The organism is Microbacterium sp. (assembly GCF_048259935.1).
Lineage (GTDB): Bacteria > Actinomycetota > Actinomycetes > Actinomycetales > Microbacteriaceae > Microbacterium.
The window spans coordinates 374,969-393,230 of record NZ_JBLXHF010000002.1; the positions used below are offsets into that span (position 1 = coordinate 374,969).

An 18,262-nucleotide genomic window follows, 5' to 3' on the forward strand; every position below is an offset into this window, starting at 1 on the left:
GTCACTCCGGGAGCGGCTGGTCGCGGTACAGCGCCTCGAAGGTGTCGAGGGTGCGGTTGATGTCGTGGACGGCGACACCGTCGAGGGACGCGCGCTGCATCCGCTCGTACTCTGCGGGGTCGGCCGTGAGCACATCGGTCAGGCGGGCTGCCAGCTCGGTGACGTCGCCGGGCTCGAACAGGTACCCGTTCTCGCCGTCGTGGACGAGATGCGGGAGCGCGACAGCATCCGCAGCGACGATCGGTAGGGCCGACGCCATCGCCTCCATCGTGGCGATGGACTGCAGCTCTGCGATCGAGGCGATCACGAACAGGCTCGCGCGCGAGAGGATCGCGCGCAGCTCTTCGTCGGTGGTGCGCCCATGGAAGGTGACGCGATCAGCGATGCCGAGCTCGCTCGCGAGCCGCTCGAGGCTCTTGCGCTGGTCGCCGCCGCCGACGATGTCGAAGGTCACATCCAGTGCAGGGTCGAGCTTCGTCATCGCCTCGAGGATCACCTCGACCTGCTTCTCAGCCGTCAGGCGGCCGACGAAGACGATCCGGTTCTTCTCGCGCGGTGCGATCACCGGGTCGTACTGCGTGCGATCAATGCCGCAGCTGACGGGGATCACGTTCTGCACTTCGACCGTGCGTTCGAGGAAGTCCGCCGCGCGACGGGTTGGGGTGGTGATGGCGCGGGTGAGATCGAACGTGCGCTTGGCGTCATTCCAAGCGAACTTCAGCACGATGTCGTCGATGAACTTCGGCATCGTGGTGTGATCGAGGATGTTCTCGGCCATCACGTGGTTGGTAGCGATGATCGGGATGCCGCGCTCTGCGGCGATCCGCGACAGACCGCGGCCGATCACGATGTGCGACTGGATGTGCACGACATCGGGCTGCACCCGGTCGATCACCTTGCGCGCGTAGTGCTTCGCGCGCCACGGCCAGACGAATCGAAGCCAGTCATGCGGCGCCCAGCGCACGGACGGCAGCCGGTGCAGCGTCATCGGTTCGCCCTCGATGACCTCGGTGGCGGGAGCCGCGCGACGGTACTTGCGGTTCGGGGCGACGACGTGCACATCGTGACCGCGCTGCACCAGTCCTGCGGCGAGGCGCTCAGCGAATCGTGCGGCCCCGTTGATGTCAGGGGAGAAGGTGTCGCAGCCGATGAGGATCTTCAGCGGAGCGTCAGGTGAAGTCACGAAGTGGCAACCTTAGGGATACGCGGAGAGCCCGGGTGTGGGCGCACGCCACTTTACCCGAGCGCCCTGCACGATCTCCGCTCCCCCGCCGCGTGCGCCGCGGGTAGCGTGAAGGCATGCGCATCACCGCCTCCGCCGATCAGAGCCTCTGGATCCCCGTCACCGATTCGCTCGGCTGGAAGGGGCGCCGCCACCGCAAGGCGGCACTGCGGATGCTGCTGGGCCAGGCCAATCAGATGCTCGGCCGCGGCGAGAAGGAAGGCTCCCGGATGGGCGCCTGGGCGATGAGCCAGGCCGCTCCCCTGCTCATGCGCCGCTTCGAAGGCCGTGTGCTCGCCTGGACCTGGAAGGCCGAGCCCGACCTCGTGGCGGCCCTTGCCACCGTGCAGGAGCTCACCCCGCCGCTGCGGATCGCGCGCGCCAATCGCCCCATCGAGTACGACGACACCGAGACGTTCACGAGCGCACTCGGTGCTGGCGAGAAACTCGTGATGATCACGCCCCCACGCCCGAGGCCGCCCCCTTCGCCACCTACACCTGGGACACCGGTACGCACCTGATCACCCTCCAAGCGCTCAGCCGCGACCGCGAACGATTCGGCACACTCATCCCTGCGCTCGATGACCTGGCCCGCGGCATCCGGATCTCTGACGATCTGACCGGCGGCGAATCGCCGGATCTGCTGCGCCTCGACCCTGCCTGAATCCTCCCTGATCCCGCCCTCAATGGGTTAGATTGACCACACGCCGCCCCGGAAGGAGCTCGCCATGGAGCGCACTCCCGCATCCGACACCGGGCTGATCGACACGATCGAGCTGAAGCTGTCGCAGCGCGATCTCGCCGCAGCATCCGCGGCGCTCGTTCCGATGCCCGATCACCAGATCGTGCGGGTTCTCGATCGGTTGAGCCCGCGACAGTGCGCGATCGTCTATCGGCTGCTCCCCAAGCAGCGCGCGCTCGAGGTCTTCGAGGCTCTCGAACCCGAGCTGCAGGGTGAGCTCGTGCGCGGACTTCAGGATGCCGAGGTGGCGACGCTCTTCGCCGAGATGGACCCGGATGACCGGGTGTGGCTGCTCGATGAGCTTCCGGCCTCTGTCGCCCCGCAGCTGCTGCGGGGGCTCCCGGCCCGTGAGCGCGAACTCACCGCAGCGGTCCTCGGATATCCCCAGGACTCGATCGGCCGCCGCATGAGCCCCGAGTACATCGCCACCCACCCGCAGCTCACGGTGGCCGAGACCATGACCAGGCTCCGCTCGCGCATCGACGAGGCTGAGACCATCTACACGCTGCCGGTGACCGATGCCGCGCGGACGGTCATCGGGGTCGTCAGCCTGCGCGACCTGCTCACCGCCGATGACGCAGACACCATCGATGCACTCATGAACGACGCCCACACGGTCGTCGCCGACGCCGATGCCGAAACCGCGGCACGGGAATGCACCGACCTCGGGCTGCTCGCCGTCCCCGTCGTCGACAGCGAGGAACGCCTGGTCGGCATCTTCACGATCGACGACGCGGCGCGCATCCTCAAGCGTGAAGAGAGCGAGGATGCCGCCCGCCAGGGTGGTGTCGAACCGCTCGGCCGCCCCTACCTCTCGACCCCGGTGCGCAAGCTCGTGCGCTCGCGCATCGTGTGGCTGTTCGTGCTCGCGATCGGCGCCACACTCACCGTCCAGGTCCTGTCGGTGTTCGAGGCGACGCTGGCGCAGATGACGGTGCTGGCCCTGTTCGTGCCGCTGCTGATCGGCACCGGAGGGAACACCGGAAACCAGGCAGCGACGACGGTCACCCGTGCACTCGCGCTGGGCGAAGTGCGCCCGCGCGATCTGCTCAAAGTGCTCTCGCGCGAGCTGCGCGTGGGCGTATCGCTCGGTGTGCTGCTGGGGCTTCTGGGATTCGTCATCACCTGGGTGGTCTTCGACTGGCACATCGGACTCGTGATCGGATGCACGCTGCTCGCCATCTGCACGGTGGCTGCGACCATCGGGGGGATCATGCCGATTGTCGCGCGAATGATCAAGGTCGATCCCGCCGTGTTCTCCAACCCATTCATCACGACGTTCGTCGACGCCACTGGCCTTGTCATCTACTTCCTCGTCGCCAAGGCGATCCTGGGGATCTGAGCGTGAGAGCACGGACCACGTTCGGCGCGCTTCGGCTCGCCACCGCAGCGGTCTGCCTGACCGCACTCGTGCATCGGCTGTTCTGGGGTCTGAGCTCGCAGACCATCGCCGGTCGGAACTTCTTCGCGTATCTCACGGTGGAATCCAACTGCGCACTGGTCGTGCTGCTCATCATCGGCGGAGTTCTCGCCTTCCGCAGCGCGGAGGATCCGCGCTGGTTCAGCATCGCCCTCTCGCTCGTGCTCACCTGGACGATCACCGCGGGGCTCGCATTCGCGCTGATCGTCTGGCAGGCGGGGCTCCGCGGCATCCGCGTCGATGTGCCCTGGTCCGATCAGGTGCTGCACTTCTGGTTGCCGGCGTTCACCGCAATCGCGTGGACGCTCACTCCCGGACACCGCTCAGTGCCGTGGTGGATCATCCCCTGCTCGCTCGCCTTCCCCCTCGTGTGGGGTGGGGTGACGATGTGGCGGGGGCCGATGATCGGCTGGTATCCGTACTACTTCTTGGACCTGCGCCAGGTGAGCGGCTTCGGCGAGTTCGCCGTGACGAGTGCTCTGGCGCTGGCGATCTTCGCGCTCGTGGCCACGGTTCTGGCGGTCATCAGCCGGGTGAGTCCCTCGCGGCGGAAAAGGGTCAGTCGCTCTGCTGCGCGGGCAGGAACGGCACGAGCGACCTGAGCGCCTCGAGCAGTGCCTCCTGCTCTTCGAGCCCGGCGAAGTCCACTGCCGCGGTGCCGCCGACGATGCCGACGAGGATCGCATCGCCGGTGACCGGCAGCAGGTTGATCCACGTGCGCACAGTCTGATCGCCGCCGACGGTGTGCCAGATCGCGGCATCCGTCTCCCAGAAGGGTTCGTCGTAGCGCAGCCAGATCGTCTCGATGTGGCCCATGCCGAGCGCGTTGATCGCACCGCGGTGCGAGAACGGCAGCGGTGGCGAGAACTCGATCCGCTCGTTCTGCAGAACGCCGAGCGGCACGGTGACCACGACCCGATCGAAGGAGGTGGATTCGCCGGTGCCCAGGCGCAGGCTGACCCCGGAGTCGTCATAGGCGATGCGGGTGACAGGCGATGACAGAGTGAGCTGGGCGTTCGCGAGCAGCTCGGTGATGTGCGCGTCGAAATCGCCGGTGATGGCCCGGCGGGCAGCGGATGGCAGTGCCGGGGGGAACCACGACGAGACGGCTTCGGCATCCGCCCCCGACGTGGTCGCGAGATAGGCCAGGAGCGCCGCAAGATCCGGGTCTTCAGGGTTTGCACCGGTCAGGGTCAGCGCTTCGGAGAGCGAGACGTCGGTCGGAAGAGACTGCGCGGCGCTGATCGCCGCATCCAGTGGTGCGTTCGTGACCGGTTCGATGTCGCCGTCCGGCGTGCGCCACAGCGCAGACGCGAGTTCCGTCGCCTGCGGCAGACCGAGCTCGTCACGGTCGATGTCCTCGCCTTCGGCGAGCGCGGGCAGCAGCCATCCGCCGAGCTGAACGGGCAGCGCCCAGTCGTCATCGATCTGCGAGAGCGTGCGTCCGCCGACTCTGTCACGGGCTTCGAACACGGTGACGGAGAGGTCGGTCTCGGCGAGGTTCGCTGCGACAGTGGCTCCAGCAAGACCGGCGCCGATCACGGCGACCCGCTCTCCGCTCGCGGCCATCGCGCGCAGGCGCATCGCGGCGCTCTCGCCCGAGTGGATGGCACCGCGGATCGTGGCGGGGTTGTCGACATCCGTCGCCTCCCCCGCGAAGAAGACGCGGTCCGCGATCGGTTCTGCGAGCGTCGCTCGTGTGGACGACTGCACGCCGATCCGGGTGAAGCTGACCGCGCCGTGCGAGTAGGGATCGGTGGCCCAGGTGCTGCGGATGCTAGCGGCAGGAGCAGGAACCTCAGTGACCGGCAGTGGCGTCAGGCTGCGGGTCGGCGTGGGGGTGGGCGCGGGCTCCGGCGCACACGACACGAGCAGCACTCCGAGGGCGCCAGCCCCGGCGCCGATCAGCAGCTCACGACGCGACATCCTCACCCGCGTCAGACTACCCGCTCTGCCCGTGCGGGTCGGGCGGTGGTCGCGCTGGTCGCGAGAATTGCTTTGCCGCACGAGACTTGCGCTGGCAACGCCCGTCTCATGCGGCAGGGCAATTCTCGGTGCGTCGCGTTCACGCGTGACGGCGCGCGGGCCGCCGCTACGATCGAGGCATGACTGATTCCGCACTCGTTCTGGTCGCCAACGCTGGGGAAGGCTCCATCAGCACGTTCCGCCTCGAGAACGGGCAGCTGGAGCGTCTGGCCGTCAACGAAGGCCTCGACGGATGCTCGACCTTCGCCGTCGACTCAGAGCGCGACCTCGTCTATGCGGGTGTGAAGGGACCCACGGGCATCCTCACGCTCAGCCTCGACCGCGAAAGCGGGCGACTCACGCCGCAGTCACGACTCGACCTCCCCGATGGGGGAATGAACTACATCGCACTGACCCGGGGCGGAACGGGACTGCTCGGCGTCTCGTACTCGGGCGGCTTCGGAATCAGCTGCACGGTCACCGGCGGCGTTGTGAGCGAGCCGGTTTCGACGATCACGTTCCCCAACCTGCACTCCGTGCTGCCGAGCGCCGACGGCCGGTTCGCGTACTTCGTGTCGCTGGGCGCCGACCTCGTTGCGCAGTACGCACTCGACGATGATCTTCGCGTTACGCCGCTGGATCCCGAGACGGTCGCCGCTCCCGAGGGAAGCGGACCGCGACACCTCGTCCTGAACGAGGCGCAGGATGCGGTGTACGTGCTCACCGAGTTCTCCGGAGAAGTCCTCCACTACCGCCGCGACACCTCCACGGGTGCGCTCGCGCTGCAGGGCTCCACGACGGCGTATGACACCACGAAGAACCTCGGCCACAGCGTGTTCGGAGCAGACCCGCTCGAGCATCACTACATCTGGGGAGCCGACCTGCACTTCGGCGCGAACGGCACCCGGCTGTGGGCCACAGAGCGCACCGAGAGCACACTGGGAGCGGTGTCCGTCGCGGCCGACGGGTCAGTGTCGGCGCCGGAACGCTTCACGGTCACCGAGCTGCAGCCGCGCGGATTCGCACTCAGCGCGGACGGTGCCCACCTGGTCGCTGCCGGCGAGAGGTCGACGCAGGTCTCGCTGTACGCGGTGCATGATGACGCACTCGAACTGCTGCAGCACGCCGAGACCGGCCGGGGCGCGAACTGGGTCCGCTTCGTCTGAGCGGACCTGATCGCGCGGAGCCTACTCCGCGTCGCCGCGCCCGCCAGGGCGCCACAGCACGACTTCGGTCGAACGGCGGATGCGTCGTCCACCGGTCACCGGGATGACTCCTGTGGCACCGGCGGCGAAGACACGCACACCGGGACGGTTCTGTCGTTCGGCGCGCAGCGCGCCTTCAAGATCGAGGACGCGGCGGCGCAGCATCCGCACCTCGTCCTCGAGGTCGAGCAGCCGAGCGATCGCCGGCAGGCTCATGCCCTCGGCGCTCATGCGGGCGACCTCGCGGAGCTGCTCGATATTGCGCGCCGAGTAGCGGCGCGAGCCTCCGCGTGTGCGGCCGGGCACGACGAGACCGATGCGATCGTATTGACGCAGCGTCTGCGGGTGCATGCCCGCGAGCTCGGCGGCGATGGCGATGGCGAAGACCGGAGCATCCTCATCTTCGACCATTGCCATCACCTCCGAGCCTCGCGTACATCATCAGGCCTGCGCTTTCGCCATCATCTCGCCGCGCGGGTTCTCTTTGGGCTCTGCCGCCTGGAAGGCGAGCAGGGCTTCGCGCGCCGCATCGTCGAGGTGCGATGGCACAGCCACCTGCAGTTCAGCAAGCAGGTCACCGGTGCCCTTCGAGGTCTTCACGCCTCGACCCTTCACCCGCAGGATCCGCCCCGAGGGCGTACCGGGTGCGACGCGCAGCTTGACCACGTCGCCGGCGAGAGTGGGGACCTCGATCGTGGCGCCGAGAGCTGCCTCGGTGAACGTCACCGGCACCGTGAGGCGCAGGTTCAGACCATCTCGCGTGAAGACCGGGTGCGGACGCACCTTGATCTGCACGACGATGTCGCCGCTCTCTCCGCCATCGGGCGACGGGCGCCCACGGCCGCGCAGACGGATCTTCTGTCCGTCTGCGACACCGGCCGGGATCTTCACCTTGAACGGCTTGCCGTCTTCACCCTGCAGCGTGATCGTCTCACCCTGCACAGCGGTGACGAAGTCGAGCGTCGTGCGCGCCGTGACGTCAGCGCCCTTCTGCGGGCCGCCGAAGCCGCGGTATCCGCCGCTCGTCTGGCCGAAGCGGCCGGAGCCGAAGCTCCCGCCGCCCTGGCCCTGGTTGAACATCGCGAAGATGTCCTCGAAGTCGGCGCTCTGGCCACGACCACCCTGCCCGAACCGGCTGAAGACGTCTTCGAAACCGCCAGCAGCGCCCGCACCGCCCGAAGTGAACCGCGCACCCGAGCCCATGGCCCGGATCTCGTCATACTCCTTGCGCTGCTCGGCGTCAGAGAGCACCGAGTACGCCTCGCTGATCTCTTTGAACTTCGCCTCGGCCGCAGCATCCCCCTGATTGGAGTCAGGGTGATACTTGCGCGCCAGCTTGCGGTAGGTCTTCTTCAGATCCGCATCGCTGACATCCTTCGAGACGCCGAGCGTCTTGTAGAAGTCCTTGTCGAACCAATCCTGGCTGGCCATAAGCTCTTAGTCGGTCCCTGAGCCTGTCGAAGGGTCGGCGGGAACAGCGACGACGACCTTCGCCGGGCGGAGCTCGACATCGCCGAGTCGGTAGCCGACCTCCACGACCTCGAGGATCGTGGACTTCTCGGCTCCCGGAGTCGGCTGCTGGAAGATCGCCTCGTGGTGCTGCGGGTCGAAGTCCTCTCCGGCTGCGCCGTACGCGACAACACCGAGACGCTCCACGACCGCGCGGATCTTCTCGCCGATCACGAAGAAGGGCGTGCCCTCGACGAGATCGCCGTGCTGGGTGGCCCGGTCGAGGTCGTCGAGCACGGGGAGCAGGCCCTTGGCCGCCTCGCCCTTCGCCCGCGCGATCTCGAGCTGGCGCTGCTCTTCGGTGCGCCGACGGTAGTTGGCGTACTCGGCCTGCAGGCGCTTGAGGTCGTTGAGCAGGGTGCTCTCGAGGTCGGCGAGCACGGCGTCTTCTGCCGCGGCCTCGCCGCTCTGCTCGGTACCGAGGATGTCGTCGACCGTCAGCGAGTCCGCACCGTCGGCGGGCGACTCGTCGGCACCCTCCGCGGCTGCGGCCTCTGCGGCGTCGGGGTTCTCCTGCGGCGCGGGGCCGGATGCCGTAGCATCCGACCCCTCGTCCTCAGGAACTTCTTCGAAGTTCTTGTCTGCCATGGTTACTTCTTCTCGTCCTCGTCGTCGATGACCTCGGCGTCGACGACATCCTCATCGGATGCTTCGTCTGCCGGAGCCTCGCCCTCAGCGGATGCACCAGCTGCAGCGTCTGCCTGCGACTGTGCGTAGATGGCCTCACCGAGCTTGCTCTGCGACTCGTTCAGCTTGTCGAGTGCCGCCTTGACCGCGTCGTCGTCTTCGCCGGCCAGAGCCGCCTTCAGAGCGTCGACGTCAGCCTGGACCTCATCCTTGACCTCGGCGGGGAGCTTGTCCTCGTTCTCCTTGATCAGCTTCTCGATCGAGTACGACAGGGTCTCGGCCTGGTTGCGCTGTTCGAGAGCCTCGGCGCGCTTCTTGTCTTCCGCAGCGTTCTCTTCGGCCTCGCGCACCATGCGCTCGATGTCGTCCTTCGACAGCGACGAGCCGCCGGTGATGGTCATCGACTGCTCCTTGCCGGTGCCCTTGTCCTTGGCGGACACGTGCACGATGCCGTTCGCGTCGATGTCGAACGTGACCTCGACCTGCGGCATGCCGCGGGGAGCCGGGGCGATGCCGGTGAGCTCGAAGGTGCCCAGCGGCTTGTTGTCGCGAGTGAACTCGCGCTCGCCCTGGAAGACCTGGATCGCGACGGACGGCTGGTTGTCGTCTGCCGTGGTGAAGGTCTCGCTGCGCTTGGTCGGGATAGCGGTGTTGCGATCGATGAGCTTGGTCATCCGGCCGCCCTTGGTCTCGATTCCGAGGCTCAGGGGGGTGACGTCGATGAGCAGAACGTCCTTGCGCTCACCCTTGAGGACACCGGCCTGGAGGGCAGCGCCAACGGCGACGACCTCATCAGGGTTCACGCCCTTGTTCGCTTCCTTCCCGGTCTCGCGCTTGACGAGCTCAGCAACTGCGGGCATGCGGGTCGATCCGCCGACGAGCACGACGTGGTCGATGTCGGCGACCTTGACGTTCGCCTCGCGGATGACGTCTTCGAACGGCTTCTTCGTGCGGTTGAGGAGGTCCTTGGTGAGGTCCTCGAACTTCGCGCGGGTGATCGTCTCGGACAGCGAGACGGGGCCCGACTCGGTCAGCGACAGGTAGGGCAGGTTGATGGAGGTGCTGGTCGAGCTCGACAGCTCCTTCTTGGCCTGCTCGGCTGCTTCCTTCAGACGCTGGAGGGCAATCTTGTCGCCAGAGACGTCGACGCCACTGGTCTCCTTGAACTGCTTGATCAGGTGGTCGACCAGACGCTGGTCCCAGTCGTCACCGCCGAGCCGGTTGTCACCGGAGGTGGAGCGCACCTGGATCGTCGAGAAGTCGTCGTCCTTGCCCACTTCGAGCAGCGAGACGTCGAACGTTCCGCCACCGAGGTCGAAGACGAGGATGAGCTCGTCTTCCTTACCGCGGTCGAGGCCGTAGGCAAGAGCTGCAGCGGTCGGCTCGTTGATGATGCGCAGGACGTTGAGGCCCGCGATCTCGCCGGCTTCCTTCGTCGCCTGACGCTCGGCGTCGTTGAAGTATGCGGGAACGGTGATGACGGCATCCGTCACGGTGTCGCCGAGGTACGACTCGGCGTCGCGCTTGAGCTTCATGAGGATGCGCGCGGAGATCTCCTGCGGCGTCCACTTCTTGCCGTCGACGTCGAAGCCCCAGTCAGTGCCCATGTGGCGCTTGACGGATGCAACGGTGCGGTCGACGTTCGTGACGGCCTGGCGCTTGGCGGTCTCGCCGACGAGCACCTCGCCGTCCTTCGTGTATGCGACCACCGAGGGGGTCGTGCGGAAGCCCTCAGCGTTGGCGATGACCTTCGGCTCGCCACCCTCGAGGACGCTGACGACGGAGTTCGTCGTTCCGAGGTCGATTCCTACAGCACGTGCCATGCGATTCTCCTTCTGGTTGAAGTACGTAGTGAAGATATGGGGCGAATCAGAAACCTGAGTCGCGATGGCTCAACTGTATCGCGCGCAGGAAAAGCTGTCAAATGAACTTGATATGAACTGGCTCAAGTTTTGCACTGACCTAGGATCTCCGTATGCATCGGTCGCGCGTCGTCCCCGCCGCGGCCGCGGCGGTAGCGCTCCTGGCACTGTCCAGCGGGCTGTCTGGTTGCGCGCCGACCGTCAGCGCTGGGGACTGGAAGCTGGAGCCCGTCTCGTGGGATACGCAGTCCGCCGGCGACGTGGACGTCGCCTTCGGCATGTCCACGGTCGCCGCAGACGGAGCCGGAGGCTTCTGGAGCGGTTCCGCAGGCTCCTGGCTGCACGTCGGAGCCGACGGCGAGACACTCGCCCGATTCAACATCGAGGTGGAGCATCCGCTGCACGGGATCGGGGATGTCGCGGCGCTGTCCCCCACCGAGCTGGTCGTGGTGCGATCCCGGAATGAACCGGATGCCGTGGCAGGACTCTCCATCGTCGACATGGAGACACTCGAGTACACCGACGTGCCGGTGATGCCGCTGCCGGAGGACCAGCCGGATGCGGCCGGCTTCGACTTCGGCGACTTCATGTTCGGTGCGCTGGCCGCGCACGACGGCGACGCTTACGTGATTCGATATCAGCCGACGCCACAGGCATACCTCGACTTCGAGATCCTTCGGATCGACCTCGGCACCGGCGACCGGACACTGCTGCATGAAGAGCCGCTGCCGCTCGATGCGTCGGCGCAGACGGCTCCGGGAGTGCCGCCGATCGATCTCGATATCGACGCCGAGGGTCGTATCTACGTGGCCACTCCGGCGAATCACATCGTGCTGGCGGCCGACGGCGCAGAGCTGTCGCGCAGTCCCCAAGCGGCGACTCGCCCTGTCGTCGCGGTGCGTCCAGACGGTCTCGCACTCTGGTGGGGCGGCGACGCAGAACCGTCGACAGCCGAGTCGGTCATCGTCGGCGGATCAGCCGAAGCCCGCGAGGCGATCAAGGCGCGGCAGTCGTGCGACAAGCTGTACCGGCAGGACGCACTGCACCTGACCTATGCCGACGAGCAAGAGCCGCTATCACTGCTGTGCAGCCCGAACGCTGCGGCATGGGTGGGAGATGCGTGGGTGGTCGCCATCGGCGGGGAGGGGGATGGTGTGCTCGTGCGGTTGACGCCGCCGACTCACTTGCCGCCGGGAGGGCCGACGAGCAGCAGCACGACGTAGAGCGCCACGACCGCGACTGCGATGAGCACGACGAGCAGCACTGCGTGGTTCAGGAACCAGCGCATCGTCTTGTCGTACCAGGTGCGGTCCTGCGGATGCTCGCTCTCGTCGAGTCTCCACTCGCCCACGAGCCGGCCCTTGCGGTGCAGCCAGATCTCCATGGGAATCGTCGCGAACGGGATGATCGCACTGGCGACGGCCAGGAGGCCGAGACCGATCGACCATCGCTGATTGAAAGCGACGAGGATCGCCGTGGCGCCGTACGAGAGGAACACGAAGCCGTGGATGCCGCCGGCGATGGTCACCACGATTCCTGGCGCTCCGACAGCGCGCGCGATGAGAGCTGCGATCAGCAGGGTCCACGTGATCGCCTCGGCGATCGCGAGGACACGGTAGAGGTGTGCGGGAGTGCGGAACATCGTGCTCCTTGTTCGTGGGACGAATCAACCGTACGTCACTGGAATAGCAGGCCCCTGTGCGCATTATTCAAGAGTTTCATGACGCCCGTCGTGAAACTCTTGACAGTTGTGCGTTTCTCCCCCACGATGGGCATACCCGCACGTCGATGTGCTTCCGTGTTGCTCCCCGCAAGGAGGATCACGGCAGGGCCTCGACACTACCCACGAGAGGCCCACCATGAAGAAGAGTCTTGCCGCGCTCGGCCTGCTGGCCGTCGCCGCACTCGCACTATCCGGCTGTACCGACTCCGCAGCTCCTGCACCCGCGCCCGAAGACTCCGGCGCAGCGCCGACCGATGAGCTCACCACGATCCGCGTCGCCGCTCTCCCGATCGCCGAGACCGGCGCCCTGTGGGCCGCGATCGACGAGGGGATCTTCGCCGATCACGGACTCGAGGTCGAGGTCGTTCCGGCACAGGGTGGCGCGCAGGCCATCCCCGCACTGCTCAGCGGCGACATCCAGTTCGCCATCGGTCAGCCGTTCGGGCCGATCCGCGCCGACCTGCAGAACCTCGGCATCGCCATCATCGGCGACTACGCGAACAGCCTCGCCGACGGCGACGACGTCAACGCCGTCGTGGCCCTGGGAACCTCCGGTCTCGCAACACCGAAGGACCTCTCCGGCAAGAAGGTCTCGGTCAACAGCCTCGGCGCTGCCGGTGACCTCACCATCCGCGCCGCGGTCGACGCCGACGGCGGCGACTCCTCCACGATCGAGTTCGTCGAGGTCCCCTTCCCCGACGTCAAAGCGCAGCTCGAAGCCGGCACGATCGACGCCGCGTGGGCACCCGACCCGTTCCGCGCCATGGTGCTCGGTGGCGGCGGCGTCTCCATCGTGGCGCCGTATCAGGCGACCATTCCCGGGCTGTCGGTGCTGACCAACATCACCACGCAGGACCTCATCGACAACGACCCCGACCTGGTCGCCGCCTACTCCGAGGCGATGACCGAGGCGCTGGCGTTCGCCGATTCAGACAGCGAAGCCGTGTACGCGGCCATCGCCACCGGGCTCGACATTCCCGTCGAGGCTGCGAAGGGAATCACGCTGCCGAAGTTCACCTTCGAGATGGACGTCGACAGCATCAAGACGCTCGCAGATCTGGCGCTGAAGTACGAGTACATCGAGCAGCTGCCCGACTTCGATCGCCTGATCCAGCAGCACTAAGGCCGGTATGACGACTGCGACTTCCGCGGTGGCGCTTGCCCGTTACAAGCGCCGCCAGGCTATCGGCACACTGCGCCGCATCGTGCTGGGCACGCTTGGAATCGTCGGTTTCCTCGCAGTCTGGCAGCTGCTCTCGGTGTTGAGAATCCTCAACCCGGAGCAGCTGCCCTCCGCGGCCGACACTTTCGCCGAGCTTCAGACGCTGCTGGTCGACATGGAGTTCTGGCGCAACATCGGCCGCACCATGACCGCCTGGGCCCTCGGCCTCCTCCTCGCCACCCTCGTCGGCACGGCCCTCGGCGCCCTCATCGGGATGACCCCGTTCCTGCGGCGGGCGACGCACACGATGGTCGAGTTCCTCCGCCCCATCCCCTCCGTCGCACTCATCCCTCTGGCCATCCTGATCTACGGCCTCCAGATGCCCGCTGCGCTGATCATCATCGTGTACGCCAGCTTCTGGCAGGTGTTCGTGCAGGTGCTCTACGGGGTGGCCGACGTCGACACTGTCGCGCGCGACACCGCCAGGAGCTTCGGCCTGCCGAAGTCCACGCAGCTGCGCGAGCTCGTCCTGCCCACAGCCCTGCCGTACCTCATCACCGGTCTGCGGCTCGCCGCAGCCGTCGCGCTGATCCTCGCGGTCACCGCAGAGATGACGATCGGTAACCCCGGGCTCGGACGGCAGCTGACCGTCGCATCCGGCATCGGGAACATCACGACCGTCTACGCGATCGTGATCGTCACAGGCCTGCTCGGCCTCATCATCAACATCGGCTTCCGCGCGATCGAGCGTCGCGCGCTGTCGTGGCATCAGTCGGTGCGAGGAGACGACGCATCATGACTTTGTACACGGGCACCCTCCGCACACCCGCACCCAAGAAGAAGATCTGGTCGAAGGTCGGCGAGAACACTCTCTACGCCGTCGGCCTGCCGCTGGTGCTGCTGGTCATCTGGGGCGTGGCAGCGACGATCGCGCCGGCGAAGTTCTTCCCCGGGCCGCAGACCATCGCAGTCGCGTTCGTCGACACCTGGATCGGCCCCGCCTTCCTGCAGGACGTCCTGCCGAGCCTTGCCCGGCTGACCGCGGCGATCGTCGTGGCCGTCGTCATCGGAATCGTGATGGGCACGCTCATCGGCCTCACCCGCTGGCTCCGCGAGCTCCTCGAACCTCTTCTGGAGTTCTTCCGCGCGATCCCGCCACCCGTGCTGATCCCGGTCTTCGTCGCGTTCCTCGGCGTGACCGACAGCATGCAGATCATCGTGATCGCGTTCGGCGCGATCTGGCCGGTGCTGCTGAACACGGTCGATGGCGTCCGCGCCACTGACTCGGTGATGGTCGAGACGGCGCGTTCCTATTCACTCACCCCCTGGCAGCGGCTGTTCCAGCTCGTGCTGCCGGCGGCGAGCCCTCGAATCATGACCGGCGTGCGGCAGACCCTGTCGGTCGCCCTGATCATGATGGTCATCTCGGAGCTGTTCTACTCATCATCCGGGCTCGGCTACCAGATCAAGTACTTCCAACAGAACTACCTCATCGCCGACATGTGGAGCGGCATCGTACTGCTAGGACTTATCGGCGTGCTGCTCGCAGTGATCTTCGGCTTCGTCGAACGTCGCGTGCTGCGCTGGTATCACGGAATCAAGGAGGTCGAGCGTGCCTGAAACGCTTCTGCAGGTAGACAGCCTCAACAAGGTGTACGAGTCCGCCACCGGCCGGGTCGAGGCGATCGGCGACATCAGCTTCACCATGAACCGCGGCGAGCTGGTCTGCATCGTCGGGCCCTCCGGCTGCGGCAAGACGACGCTGCTCAAGTGCATCGCCGGGCTGCTGCGGCCATCCGCAGGCGAGGTGGTGCTCGACGGCAAGAAGGTCACCGGGCCTCCGGACAACATGGCGCTGGTCTTTCAGGAGTACGGGCGCAGCCTCTACCCGTGGAAGACCGTGCGGGGCAACATCGAGCTGCCCCTCAAGCACAAGAAGCTCACGAAGTCCGAGCGCGCACGGCTCGTCGACGACGCGCTGGTCGCGGTGGGACTCGACCATGCGGCCGGCAGCTACCCCTGGCAGCTGTCCGGCGGCATGCAGCAGCGAGTCGCGATCGCCAGAGCCGTCGCCTACCAACCGGAGGTGCTGATCATGGACGAGCCCTTCGCGGCCGTCGATGCCCAGACAAGAGCGGATCTCGAAGACCTCGTGCGCACGCTCCACGCCGAGCGCGGCATGTCCATCCTGTTCGTCACGCACGACATCGATGAGTCCGTGTACCTGGGCGAGCGCGTCATCGTGCTGTCGAAATCCCCCACCTGGGTGCAGGAGGACCTTGCCATCGACCTCGCGGCCGAACGCGACCAGATCACCACCAGGGCCCTGCCCCGGTTCACTGAATTGCGCACGCACGTCTACGAGCAGATCCAGCGGGCCAAGCGCGGCGAAGCCGTGCGCCCGAAGGCATGATCGAGTCGAACGGCGAGGACCCTCGCCCGAGCGACGGAGCACGCAGCCGACGCCCCAAGCGCCTGGTGATGTCCTTCCTCGGCGAGTTCGTCGCCCCCAGATCGGATCATCCGGTGCGCACCGGCGTGTTCCTCGAGGTTCTGCGCGGTGCGGATGTCGCAGCTCCCGCCGCCCGCGCGACGCTGGACCGCCTGGTTAGTAACGAGGTGCTCACCCGCGAACGGCACGGTCGGCATCTCGAATTCTCACTGACAGCTGTCGGTCGCGCGGTGCTCGCCGAGGCATCCGATCGAGTGCGCGGTCCGGCGCCGTTCCATCCGAACGGCGACGGGTGGACGCTCGTGACGTTCTCGCTCCCGGAGGAGCTGCGGACGCTGCGGACTCGACTGCGATCGACGCTCGTCTGGAACGGCTTCGCGCCGTTGCGCGACGGCCTGTGGCTCGCTCCCGGGCGCCCTGCGCTGGCCGCCGAGATCGATCCGCTGCGCGCCAGCCTTCCCGAGGGCGCAGTGCTGGCCTTCCACGCGCAGGAGCTGGGCAGTTTTCCGATCGCGTCGAGCGTGCAGGCGGCGTGGGACATCGAGGGGATCCGCGCGGCCCATCAGTCGTTCATCGAGACGTGGAGTTCGCAGCGGGCCCGATCGGATGCCGCGCCCGCGATCGTCACGCGGACGATGCTGGTCGCGGACTGGCTGGAGTTGCTGCAGGCGGACCCGCGGCTTCCGCCCGAGTTCATGGGTCCGCACTGGCCGGCCCCGCGGTCGTTCGAGCTCTACCGCCAGACGCGCGTCGAGCTCGAGGCTCAGTCCGAGGCGGAGTTCGCGGCGCTGGTCGCCGGAGACAAGCTCATCGCGCACTGACGAGCGCACGCCGCGCGCCTTCGAGGCGACTCAGAGCGTGAACTTCCCCCGCAGGTCGGTCTTTCGCACCTTGCCGCTCGCGGTGCGCGGCAGCTCGTCGACGAACTGCACCCCGCGCGGGATCTTGTACTTCGCGATGCGCCCCGAGAGATGCGCGAGCACATCGTCGGCGGTGATCTCGGAGCGCGCGACGGCGACCGCGAACGGCACCTCGCCCCAGCGCTCGTCCGGCACCCCGATCACCGCGACGGATTCGATCTCCGGACGCTCCATGATGAGCTGTTCGATCTCAGCCGGGTAGATGTTCTCTCCGCCCGAGATGATCATGTCCTTGACCCGGTCGCTGATGGTGAGATAACCCTGCTCATCGAGGAAACCGATGTCGCCCGAGCGCAGCCATTCGCCGCGGTGCGCATCGCGGGTGGCATCCGGGCGCAGCCAGTACTCCTTCATGACATTCGGGCCGCTGATCTCGATCTCACCGACCTCGCCCGCAGACAGCGTCTCACCGTCGGATGACACGATGCGCACGTCGGTGAAGAAGTGCGCGATGCCGGCCGATCCGACGTGCTCGCGCGCCTTGCGGTACGGAAGGGATGTCGTTCCGGGGGATGTCTCGGTCATCCCGTACCCGGACGAGAAGCTCAGACCCCGCTTCTCGTAGGCGTCGATGACCCGCAGGGGGACGCTGGATCCACCGCAGGTGAGCTTGCGCAGCGTCGAGAGATCAGTGGTGTCCCAGTCCGGATGCTCCGCGAGCATCTGGAACGTCGTCGGCACACCCGACAGGCTCGTGATGCGGTGCTGCTGCACAGCCGCGAGCACGGCGCCGGGATCGACCTTCTCCTGCAGCACCAGGGTGCCGCCCTTGAGCAGGGTCGGCAGCGCGCCCATACCGAGCGATGCGACATGGAACATCGGTGCGATGAGGAGTGCGCGCTCCTCGGACGTGAGATCGTAATCGACGAGCACGTTCATCGAGTTCCAGGTGAAGTTGCCGTGCGTGAGCACGGCCCCCTTCGGACGCCCTGTCGTCCCCGAGGTGTAAAGGATCATGGCCGGGTCATCGAGCGTGACGGCAGCGATCGGCGGGTGATCGGATGCCGCGGCGACGACCTCGTCGAAGCTCTCCACCGCCGGCACCTCTGCAGGACCGTCGACGATGATGCGCCGTTCGATCGCGCTCGACCATGCGGCAGCCCGTGCGACGTCGCGGAGCTCCTGATGCGTGATCAGCAGCCGCGCACCGCAGTCCTCGATCATGTACTCGAGCTCGCGCGGCGCGAGGCGCGTGTTCAGCGGCACGAAGATCGCCCCGATCAGTCCGCACGCGAAGAACGAGGTCAGGAAGTCGGGGTGGTTGTTGCCCAGATACGCCACCCGGTCGCCCTTGGCGACGCCGCGTTCCGCGAGAGCACTGGCGAACCTGTCGATGCGCTCGGCGAGTTCTTCGTAACGATACGAGCGCTCGCCCTGGATCACGGCGATGTCGCCCTCGGACTTCACGCGACGTCGGGCGATCCAGGTGCCCAGTCCTTGATTCTTCATCCGC

Annotated in this window: 18 protein-coding genes; 10 read left to right on the top strand and 8 right to left on the bottom strand. The window is 66.9% G+C overall.

Annotated elements, in window-relative coordinates; genetic code table 11:
* Window position 1 precedes the first annotated feature (1 nt).
* The gene (locus ACN0RC_RS04650) at window positions 2-1,183 is read right to left on the bottom strand and encodes a glycosyltransferase (protein WP_417509272.1); all 1,182 of its coding nucleotides are present in this window, start codon (window positions 1,181-1,183) and stop codon (window positions 2-4) included.
* A 116-nt stretch (window positions 1,184-1,299) separates the two neighbouring features.
* On the opposite strand from ACN0RC_RS04650, the gene ACN0RC_RS04655 reads away from it, so the two are divergent.
* From ACN0RC_RS04655 to ACN0RC_RS04665, 3 genes are all read left to right on the top strand, one after another.
* On the top strand, window positions 1,300-1,743 hold the full coding sequence (locus ACN0RC_RS04655) for a hypothetical protein (RefSeq protein WP_417509273.1): 444 nt from the start codon (window positions 1,300-1,302) through the stop codon (window positions 1,741-1,743).
* Window positions 1,744-1,950: 207 nt separating this feature from the next.
* Window positions 1,951-3,306, top strand: coding sequence for a magnesium transporter (mgtE, locus tag ACN0RC_RS04660; protein ID WP_417509275.1), 1,356 nt, complete (start codon window positions 1,951-1,953; stop codon window positions 3,304-3,306).
* A gap of 2 nt (window positions 3,307-3,308) precedes the next feature.
* Window positions 3,309-3,986 (top strand): Pr6Pr family membrane protein, encoded by a 678-nt coding sequence (locus tag ACN0RC_RS04665; RefSeq protein WP_417509277.1) that lies wholly within the window; start codon window positions 3,309-3,311, stop codon window positions 3,984-3,986.
* Here the strand turns inward: ACN0RC_RS04665 and ACN0RC_RS04670 are convergent.
* Window positions 3,943-5,310: an FAD-dependent oxidoreductase gene (locus ACN0RC_RS04670; protein ID WP_417509649.1), complete on the bottom strand. Its 1,368-nt coding sequence runs from the start codon at window positions 5,308-5,310 to the stop codon at window positions 3,943-3,945. The two genes, ACN0RC_RS04665 and ACN0RC_RS04670, sit on opposite strands and share 44 nt — an antisense overlap.
* A 179-nt stretch (window positions 5,311-5,489) precedes the next feature.
* Between ACN0RC_RS04670 and ACN0RC_RS04675 the strand changes: the two genes are divergently transcribed.
* The gene (locus ACN0RC_RS04675) at window positions 5,490-6,515 is read left to right on the top strand and encodes a lactonase family protein (RefSeq protein WP_417509279.1); all 1,026 of its coding nucleotides are present in this window, start codon (window positions 5,490-5,492) and stop codon (window positions 6,513-6,515) included.
* 21 nt (window positions 6,516-6,536) lie between these two features.
* Here ACN0RC_RS04675 and ACN0RC_RS04680 read toward each other — a convergent pair whose 3' ends face one another.
* The 4 genes from ACN0RC_RS04680 to dnaK are packed head-to-tail and all read right to left on the bottom strand — an operon-like array spanning window position 6,537 to window position 10,513.
* Entirely contained in the window at window positions 6,537-6,971 is a 435-nt protein-coding gene (locus tag ACN0RC_RS04680; RefSeq protein WP_417509281.1) for a heat shock protein transcriptional repressor HspR, read from the bottom strand.
* 24 nt (window positions 6,972-6,995) lie between these two features.
* Window positions 6,996-7,985 carry a DnaJ C-terminal domain-containing protein gene (locus tag ACN0RC_RS04685; protein ID WP_417509283.1) on the bottom strand — a complete coding sequence of 330 codons (990 nt, stop codon included), beginning with the start codon at window positions 7,983-7,985 and terminating at the stop codon, window positions 6,996-6,998.
* 6 nt (window positions 7,986-7,991) lie between these two features.
* Window positions 7,992-8,651 (bottom strand): nucleotide exchange factor GrpE, encoded by a 660-nt coding sequence (locus ACN0RC_RS04690; protein ID WP_417509285.1) that lies wholly within the window; start codon window positions 8,649-8,651, stop codon window positions 7,992-7,994.
* A gap of 2 nt (window positions 8,652-8,653) precedes the next feature.
* Window positions 8,654-10,513, bottom strand: coding sequence for a molecular chaperone DnaK (gene dnaK / locus ACN0RC_RS04695; protein WP_417509287.1), 1,860 nt, complete (start codon window positions 10,511-10,513; stop codon window positions 8,654-8,656).
* 152 nt (window positions 10,514-10,665) lie between these two features.
* On the opposite strand from dnaK, the gene ACN0RC_RS04700 reads away from it, so the two are divergent.
* Window positions 10,666-11,775, top strand: coding sequence for a hypothetical protein (locus ACN0RC_RS04700; protein WP_417509289.1), 1,110 nt, complete (start codon window positions 10,666-10,668; stop codon window positions 11,773-11,775).
* Here ACN0RC_RS04700 and ACN0RC_RS04705 read toward each other — a convergent pair.
* Window positions 11,733-12,194, bottom strand: coding sequence for a DUF3817 domain-containing protein (locus ACN0RC_RS04705; protein ID WP_417509291.1), 462 nt, complete (start codon window positions 12,192-12,194; stop codon window positions 11,733-11,735). The two genes, ACN0RC_RS04700 and ACN0RC_RS04705, sit on opposite strands and share 43 nt — an antisense overlap.
* 217 nt (window positions 12,195-12,411) lie before the next feature.
* On the opposite strand from ACN0RC_RS04705, the gene ACN0RC_RS04710 reads away from it, so the two are divergent.
* From ACN0RC_RS04710 to ACN0RC_RS04730, 5 genes are read left to right on the top strand one after another with little or no spacing between them, the layout of a single operon-like run.
* Window positions 12,412-13,398, top strand: a complete 987-nt coding sequence (locus ACN0RC_RS04710; RefSeq protein ID WP_417509293.1) for an ABC transporter substrate-binding protein — start codon at window positions 12,412-12,414, stop codon at window positions 13,396-13,398.
* Window positions 13,399-13,405: 7 nt separating this feature from the next.
* Entirely contained in the window at window positions 13,406-14,236 is an 831-nt protein-coding gene (locus ACN0RC_RS04715) for an ABC transporter permease (RefSeq protein WP_417509295.1), read from the top strand.
* Entirely contained in the window at window positions 14,233-15,057 is an 825-nt protein-coding gene (locus ACN0RC_RS04720; protein WP_417509297.1) for an ABC transporter permease, read from the top strand. The genes ACN0RC_RS04715 and ACN0RC_RS04720 overlap by 4 nt, the downstream gene beginning before the upstream one ends.
* On the top strand, window positions 15,050-15,850 hold the full coding sequence (locus tag ACN0RC_RS04725) for an ABC transporter ATP-binding protein (protein WP_417509299.1): 801 nt from the start codon (window positions 15,050-15,052) through the stop codon (window positions 15,848-15,850). The genes ACN0RC_RS04720 and ACN0RC_RS04725 overlap by 8 nt, the downstream gene beginning before the upstream one ends.
* Window positions 15,847-16,710: a PaaX family transcriptional regulator C-terminal domain-containing protein gene (locus ACN0RC_RS04730; RefSeq protein WP_417509301.1), complete on the top strand. Its 864-nt coding sequence runs from the start codon at window positions 15,847-15,849 to the stop codon at window positions 16,708-16,710. Before ACN0RC_RS04725 ends, ACN0RC_RS04730 begins: the two co-directional genes overlap by 4 nt.
* Before the next feature lie 30 nt (window positions 16,711-16,740).
* Here the strand turns inward: ACN0RC_RS04730 and menE are convergent, their stop codons facing one another.
* Window positions 16,741-18,258, bottom strand: a complete 1,518-nt coding sequence (gene menE, locus ACN0RC_RS04735; protein WP_417509302.1) for an o-succinylbenzoate--CoA ligase — start codon at window positions 18,256-18,258, stop codon at window positions 16,741-16,743.
* Window positions 18,259-18,262: the final 4 nt, after the last annotated feature.

Excerpts from the sequence above, each read along its gene's own strand:
- menE (WP_417509302.1), bottom strand. The coding sequence starts at position 18,258 with ATGAAGAATCAAGGACTGGGCACCTGGATCGCCCGACGTCGCGTGAAG.
- ACN0RC_RS04700 (WP_417509289.1), top strand. The coding sequence starts at position 10,666 with ATGCATCGGTCGCGCGTCGTCCCCGCCGCGGCCGCGGCGGTAGCGCTC.
- ACN0RC_RS04730 (WP_417509301.1), top strand. The coding sequence starts at position 15,847 with ATGATCGAGTCGAACGGCGAGGACCCTCGCCCGAGCGACGGAGCACGC.
- ACN0RC_RS04715 (WP_417509295.1), top strand. The coding sequence starts at position 13,406 with ATGACGACTGCGACTTCCGCGGTGGCGCTTGCCCGTTACAAGCGCCGC.
- ACN0RC_RS04680 (WP_417509281.1), bottom strand. The coding sequence starts at position 6,971 with ATGGCAATGGTCGAAGATGAGGATGCTCCGGTCTTCGCCATCGCCATC.
- ACN0RC_RS04720 (WP_417509297.1), top strand. The coding sequence starts at position 14,233 with ATGACTTTGTACACGGGCACCCTCCGCACACCCGCACCCAAGAAGAAG.
- ACN0RC_RS04690 (WP_417509285.1), bottom strand. The coding sequence starts at position 8,651 with ATGGCAGACAAGAACTTCGAAGAAGTTCCTGAGGACGAGGGGTCGGAT.
- ACN0RC_RS04685 (WP_417509283.1), bottom strand. The coding sequence starts at position 7,985 with ATGGCCAGCCAGGATTGGTTCGACAAGGACTTCTACAAGACGCTCGGC.
- mgtE (WP_417509275.1), top strand. The coding sequence starts at position 1,951 with ATGGAGCGCACTCCCGCATCCGACACCGGGCTGATCGACACGATCGAG.
- ACN0RC_RS04670 (WP_417509649.1), bottom strand. The coding sequence starts at position 5,310 with ATGTCGCGTCGTGAGCTGCTGATCGGCGCCGGGGCTGGCGCCCTCGGA.
- ACN0RC_RS04675 (WP_417509279.1), top strand. The coding sequence starts at position 5,490 with ATGACTGATTCCGCACTCGTTCTGGTCGCCAACGCTGGGGAAGGCTCC.
- ACN0RC_RS04705 (WP_417509291.1), bottom strand. The coding sequence starts at position 12,194 with ATGTTCCGCACTCCCGCACACCTCTACCGTGTCCTCGCGATCGCCGAG.
- ACN0RC_RS04710 (WP_417509293.1), top strand. The coding sequence starts at position 12,412 with ATGAAGAAGAGTCTTGCCGCGCTCGGCCTGCTGGCCGTCGCCGCACTC.
- dnaK (WP_417509287.1), bottom strand. The coding sequence starts at position 10,513 with ATGGCACGTGCTGTAGGAATCGACCTCGGAACGACGAACTCCGTCGTC.
- ACN0RC_RS04655 (WP_417509273.1), top strand. The coding sequence starts at position 1,300 with ATGCGCATCACCGCCTCCGCCGATCAGAGCCTCTGGATCCCCGTCACC.